The organism is Pseudotamlana agarivorans (assembly GCF_001642835.1).
Lineage (GTDB): Bacteria > Bacteroidota > Bacteroidia > Flavobacteriales > Flavobacteriaceae > Pseudotamlana > Pseudotamlana agarivorans.
Genome location: NZ_LXEI01000032.1, coordinates 1 through 6,544, shown reverse-complemented (window position 1 = coordinate 6,544; position 6,544 = coordinate 1). Strand labels below are relative to the sequence as shown.

General features: G+C 31.3%; 8 protein-coding genes. All 8 read right to left on the bottom strand.

Going from position 1 to position 6,544, the window contains the following annotated elements:
- Window positions 1-205 precede the first annotated feature (205 nt).
- Window positions 206-565 (bottom strand): hypothetical protein, encoded by a 360-nt coding sequence (locus A6I66_RS16165; RefSeq protein ID WP_067151872.1) that lies wholly within the window; start codon window positions 563-565, stop codon window positions 206-208.
- 34 nt (window positions 566-599) lie between these two features.
- On the bottom strand, window positions 600-890 hold the full coding sequence (locus A6I66_RS16825; protein ID WP_067151869.1) for a hypothetical protein: 291 nt from the start codon (window positions 888-890) through the stop codon (window positions 600-602).
- Between the two features lie 181 nt (window positions 891-1,071).
- Window positions 1,072-2,046 carry a stage II sporulation protein M gene (locus A6I66_RS16705; RefSeq protein ID WP_067151867.1) on the bottom strand — a complete coding sequence of 325 codons (975 nt, stop codon included), beginning with the start codon at window positions 2,044-2,046 and terminating at the stop codon, window positions 1,072-1,074.
- 190 nt (window positions 2,047-2,236) lie between these two features.
- The gene (locus tag A6I66_RS16150) at window positions 2,237-2,809 is read right to left on the bottom strand and encodes a nucleotidyltransferase family protein (protein ID WP_067151875.1); all 573 of its coding nucleotides are present in this window, start codon (window positions 2,807-2,809) and stop codon (window positions 2,237-2,239) included.
- A 168-nt stretch (window positions 2,810-2,977) separates the two neighbouring features.
- Window positions 2,978-3,901, bottom strand: coding sequence for an SDR family NAD(P)-dependent oxidoreductase (locus tag A6I66_RS16145; protein WP_067151865.1), 924 nt, complete (start codon window positions 3,899-3,901; stop codon window positions 2,978-2,980).
- A gap of 84 nt (window positions 3,902-3,985) precedes the next feature.
- Entirely contained in the window at window positions 3,986-4,552 is a 567-nt protein-coding gene (locus tag A6I66_RS16140) for a Crp/Fnr family transcriptional regulator (protein ID WP_067151862.1), read from the bottom strand.
- A gap of 243 nt (window positions 4,553-4,795) precedes the next feature.
- The gene (locus A6I66_RS16135; RefSeq protein ID WP_157614279.1) at window positions 4,796-5,509 is read right to left on the bottom strand and encodes a toxin-antitoxin system YwqK family antitoxin; all 714 of its coding nucleotides are present in this window, start codon (window positions 5,507-5,509) and stop codon (window positions 4,796-4,798) included.
- A gap of 635 nt (window positions 5,510-6,144) precedes the next feature.
- On the bottom strand, window positions 6,145-6,544 hold a 400-nt coding region (locus tag A6I66_RS16820), incomplete at its 5' end, for a hypothetical protein (protein ID WP_169815748.1).

The window sequence follows — 6,544 nt, the reverse complement described above, 5'->3', positions numbered from 1 at the left end:
AATTCCGAGCAAGAAAACAATTTTTTGTCGAATTTAGAGGTGTCCTAAAATGGGATAGGCTACATTTTTTAGGGAAGGCTACAAATGTAGCAAATACAAACCGAATAGAAAATCCGTAAGGATTTTCGTAAGTAGGCGAGAACCAGCCATTAATTATACACGTTGTTGCCATTTCGTTGTTTTTTCAGTTAGTTTAAATTCAGCCTTAATTTTGTTTTCTTAATTTCAAAAGTCTCACTATTATTAGTGTAATACTGAATGGTATTATAAATGCTATAAGTTTTTTATCGGGAATATAAATCCATAATAAAGTTGTAGAAATCACAAAAATTGTTATTTCTCCATAAATACTTTTCAGTTCATATTTTTTTAAAATTGCACCAATTATTACAGGAATAATTATATCTAAAGAAATTCCTGAAATAATAATTCCAGAAAGATATAGTCCGGTTTCTATTCCATTGGTATAACTCACAAATAGAAACAAGGGAATAACCCAAAGGAACCAAAAGTTAGTTTTTAAAACTGACTTTAGTTTATTCCGATTAATTTCCACTTTATTCATAATTTTTTATTCCGTTTGAGTGAGCAATTCCGCTTTATATTTTTGTCGATGCGAAAATCGTTATCAAAATTCCGATTAGTGTGATTAGCCAACTATAATTTATGAAAACATTTTTAAAACTCAAATATGCGATTAAGGTTAATATTCCGAACAAAATTGCATTAAAAAACGGGAATATCGCTCCGTGATTTGAACTTGCTGGCATCTCTGAAGAAGTATTTGAAGCAACAATAACAGCAATTATAGTTCCGATTAAAATCGTAAAAATATTTAATCCAATTCCGTTGAGAAACGTTGTTTTTTCAGATTTCTTTTCAGTTTCCAAAGTTTATTTTTTTTGAGTTCGAGTGTTTTTTTGCAATGAATGGCAACGGTCTAGGCTATGAGTAGTTGTGTGGGTTAGCGATTAACTTTGCAAGTACGCACCAAACTGAAAATCCGCGAGGATTTTCAGAAGTAGGCGAGAACAAGCAATTACTTATAGCCATTGTTGTGCGTTCGTTTTTTCACATTGCTTCAATCAGTTTGTCGGTCAATTCATTAATCCGATTTTCGTCTTCTGCAATTTTATTAATTAAAGTCGAATATTTTTCCTCAAGTGCTACTGCCGAAAATGTTAACTCATCATTTTTATATTCCCATTTCCCTTGATTATCTTGAAGGAATTCGACTATCTCTAACAAATCATTGCTGTAATCAATATGTGACTTGATAAAAGGTTCAAATATTGGTTTTTGGATTGAATCTTTTTTATTTATTCCAGTCATAACTCCTTTGAGTGTTAGATTCCCTTTCGGAATATTTTTATTTAAATCTATAAGTATTGATTTTCTGTTCTCAAAATGATTTTTATACGACTCTGATTGATTCTTATAATGTTTTAATACTCCAATTTGATAATCAAACTCTGCTTGATTATTTAAAAGTGAATAATCTAAAATCCTTTCTTGAGGAACTGAATCAACTGACTTTTGCCAATCTAACATAACAGAACTGTTTATGGATGTGAATTTTTGAAGGTTTTTATATACTTCTTGTTCATTTCCAGTACTATTTCTAATCATTTTGGATATTCCGTCATCTACGTTTGCCATATGTTCTTGATATGCATCAATTCCATCTTCTTCATTGTTTATTTTATGCTTGTATTCCGAAACAGATTTAGAAATAGCATCTACACTATCAGTTTTTTCTTTGCTTATAGCTCCAAGTTCTTTTATCATTCCGAAACACATAAGAACAAGAACTATATTAAATGTGTAAGTTCCAGCATATAGTTTTCTCCCTTTTATTAGCCAAACAATAAAAGCAAAGAATAAAGGTATTATAGCTGATGTAACAATTGAACCAAAGAGATATCCAAGGCTAAATCCGTTTATTCCATCTCTTCTTAAAAAAATTAAGGCTGAAATTCCGATTACGCTTAAAGCTAAAATCCAATTAACTTTTGATAATTTAAATGCAATTTTCTTTTCTTCCATATGGTTGGTTTAAATGACGCACAACGGATTTGTGTATGGAACGTAGCGTGTAAAAAGACACTAACTTTTCGGATTAACACAGAGCCGAATTTTTATATTTTGTTTTTAATTTTTCACTTTTTAAAAGCCAAATTAAAAATTTGGCGGACTTTATAAATATACACAAACCTTTCGGTTATGCACTTATTAGCTATGTTTTATACACCGTGTTGTAGCCAGTTTTTATTTCTAATTTATTCCATTTTTCTTTCCAATTTTTCTTTTCAATTCTACTCTTGTAAATGGTCAAATCAAACTTCGGTGTTGGTACAACTAAGAGATTAAATAAGTCTTCTAATCCATAAGGTGCGATATACTCAATTTGGTTTTTGAAATTCAATCTTACAGCTATTGAAGTAGCTGTTTCAGGCCAAAAGGAAATGGCTTTTTTACAATCAGTATATTGTTTGTGTCCATTTCTAATATGCATTCTTGCTTGATTCTTAACAGACCAATTTAGTTTAGGATTCAGATTTCTCAGTTTGCATTCTATTTCTAAGTCAAACTTTTTGGTCAAATTTGATTTGTCAAAATATATTATGTCAATATCATTAAGTTCTGTTCTGTCTTTCCCGTGTTTTTCGTCCCAAACTTTATTTCTAACAAAACCAGCTCCAATCCAACAATCTTTTAGGTTTAAATCTCTGACTATTTTCAAAATGTTAGTCATCCATTTATCACTTTCAATAATATCGATTAGTTTATTTTCTAACTCTTCAGGCATTTTTGGATTGGTTACAACGGTTAGTATAAGAATAGTAGCGGATTTAGAATCACTAACCTTCGACACTAGAACCGACTATAAATATAAAAAAGCGACTTTGATTAAGCACCAAAGCCGCTATTATTTTTATACATTGTTACCTGCTGCCATTTTTTTTCAGAAGTTTCTTTATGTTATTTTGTTAAATGTAGTTTTTGTCAGTTCGAGGCTACCATTCCACAGGCTTTTTTGAAATTCATTGTTGTAAGAATCAACAGATGTTTTAACCACTTTTCCATCAGAGAAATAAATTCCCTTTAAGTCTTTGTACTTTTCAGAATAGGTCAAGTTGGCTAAATTTCTTCCCGCTTGGGCTGGTGTATGTATGTTGCTTTTTAATAGTGTCAAAACTGGGAATACGTTTTTCCATAAAAATCGCATAACAGGTGAATAAGTTTTGGCAAGTCCTGTCCCTGGGGTCATTCCTGGGTCATAGGCATTTACCCTAATGTTTGTGTTTTTCAATCGCTCTTGTAATTCATAAGTGGTCATTATGTTGCACAATTTTGATGTAGAATACCTTCTTTGCCCAACAATGCTAGGTTTTTCGGAAGTTTCTTTTGGTAAAGCAAGCTCTTGAACACTTGTGTAAATAGGTGGTTCTATTGGTGTTTTGAGTGCTGGGTCGTGTGTTTCGCTGGATGTGAATGTTATGTGTCCATCATTTTTCACAAAGGGTAATAATTGCATAGTCAAGGCAAACGAACCAAGATGATTTACACCAAATGTCTGTTCAAATCCATCTGCCGTAAATTGTGTTTCGCCAATATTCTGTACTCCTGCATTATTTATCAAGATAGAAATAGAGTTGTTTTTTTCTTTGGCAAATGATTCAGAGAACTTTCTTATAGATTCTAAAGAAGCCAAATCTAATTCCAAACATTTTAGGTTTTTATGACCTGTTTTGGTTTTTATTTTTTCTATTACTCCTTTTCCTGCTTTAATATTTCTGGCAGGAATGATGATTTGTTGATTTTTGGCAATTTGAGCCATTTGTAAAGCACATTCAAAACCAATTCCACTGGTTGCTCCTGTAATAATTATTGAATCCATATTTTTTTTGTTTTCTATTAAAATGATGAAACAAAGTTCAGCACTTCAAAAGCAAAAACTTTTGCCATTTGGCAAATAATGAATTCAGATGCTTTTTCGAATCCTGCTTAATGATGATTGCGTGATTCCTAAATAAGAAGCGAGATAGGAAAGCGGAATTCTGTTGGCTAAATTAGGAAACTTTTCTAAAAAACTAAGATACCTTGTTTTGGCATCTTCGGCTAACATTGGACTTAGTTTATTTACCTTTTCAACCAATGCTTTTTCTGTTATTTTATTGATAATGCCGTCCCACTGAATGATAGTGGCTGACAAATCGTTGAGTGATTCTGTAGAAAATACAAGTAGTGTACAATTTGTTACAGCCTGTACATATTCTGAAGAGGGGATTTTTTGATTAAAGCTGTTTATGTCCACTGCAAAATTGTTTTCATCAACAAAGTATTTGGTGATTTCATCCCCTTTGCTGTTATAGTAACATACCCGTAAAATACCTTCTTCAATAAAAGCTACTTGTTTTGGTATTTTTCCTGCTTCGGAAAAGTAATCGCCCTTTTTCAACTCCAATACCTGTGCTTTTCTCTTTATCAAGTCAATTTGCTGTTGATTTAGCTGCCCAAATTCCAACAGATAGTTTATTAATTTGTCCATAGTCACAAAGATTGTCATTACATTTTATTCGGAATTTGTCAAATGGCAAAAAGGGTTGATTGATTTTGATGTTGCTCCATTTGTACGGATTTTCTGATTACAGGTAACGGTCTAGTGTATGATTTCGTTGCGTGTTTAAGCACTAAATTTAGCAAATAAATCACAGATAGAAAGTCCGCGAGGACTTTCGTAAGTAGGCTATAACTAGCAATGAATTATACACATTGTTGGCGTAAGTACTTTTTAAAATATACTGTCCAAAACCATAATATCTTTTTCAAAATATTTTTTATTCTCAAAATAATTTAATTTAATTGAGTCAGAAGTAATTGAGTCTTGGGAAAAATACTCAACCAAAATTCCTCTAAATTTCTTTTTGCCGATTGAATTAAAATATCTTCCAAAAACTGCGCTTTTCCCAAAGTCAGTTGTTAGTCCGAGTGAGTTTTTCATTTCTTTTTCTAAATTTAAATTAAAGGTTGTGTCCAGATTTACTTCACTGAGGTTTGAGAAGTCTTCATTAAAATTAATAGAATAATCTTTTGGAACAACGATAAATATATTTGAGTATTTATTTTTGAAAATAGGGGATATTAAATCAATTTTAGCCTTAATTGGTTCGTTAAGTTTAATGGTATCTTTCTCAAAAACTATTTTAAAATGAGTTCCCTTATTTTTTAAAGTATCTCCATTATTATTAAAAAACCAATCTTGGTTGATATACGATTTTCCTTTTATCTTTATATATTCTGCTTTTCTATTTAAGACTCCAGTAGTGTCATAATAATTCCATATTCCAATAGGCTGATTGGTTTCAAAAGTCATTCCTTGAGATTTGAGAATGCCATTGGGATAATAGTACTTTTTTAAACCGTCGAAATTAGTGGTTGTATTTTTAGTGTCATTTTTGCAACAAAGAAAAATCAAAAAAAAGGGGAGAATTATAAATCTATTCATTTGGTTTTTCAGTATTTACGCCAACAATAGCTGTATGATTTGTGGTGCCCTTGGGGCGACATTAATGATACAGCCTGTTGTATGCTGTTATATTTTAATTTTTATTTTTTTCTAAAATTAATAATATAAGTTAAGGCACCGTTACGGATCCGGAAAAATATATCACGCTTTTAATCGGGCTAATCCATAGCGTATGATAATTTATATCTCATATAAAGATCGTCCGCTATGGATCTTATAAACACTTGCTTTACTTTATTCAGCACAATTCCGAAAAAAACTTGACTTTGTCAGAATTTTTTGCGTACTTGTACAAGTATTTAACGTGCTAACGTTCTGAAAGTTAACTTTCAACGCTTTCAAGCGAAATACTTGAGCAGTACCTTTCCTTTTAGTCAAGATACTCCACTTTTGAATAAAGTAAAGCATATCCATCGGCTATAGACAATCCTCGATTAAAAGCGACAACTCCGGATCCGTAATTGCATACAACGGTCTCGTGTATGATTTGTGGCGTGATTTAGCACCGAATTTAACAAATAAAAACCGAATAGAATATTCCGCAGGAATATTCGTAAGTAAGCTCGAACTAGCCATTAATTATACACCTTGTTGTACACCGTTTTTTTATATTATTACCAACATTCAATCCAAGATTCTAATTCAATTTTTTTTCTCCATTTGCCATTGTTCTTTTCGAGAATTAATGACTTTCCATCGCTTCCATGTAAAATTCTTATATAAGCAAGACTTTTATTTTTATTAAAAATTGGTTTGGTAAATTTCACTAAGTTGTAATTCTCTGTTCCTTGATTTAAGCTGTCTATCATCTCTAATATTGAGTTGTAAGGTACATTCCTTTCCGCATACCCTTTTAAGTCGAAAACGTTAAATCCATACTTTGATAATTGATTTAAGTTTAGTTTCAAGTTTTCCTTTCTTTGACGTATTACATATGTAGTATCCTTTATATTCAGATTTTCGGAAATGAATTTGTTATAACTTACTTGTATTAAGGTGTCATTAGGATATGTA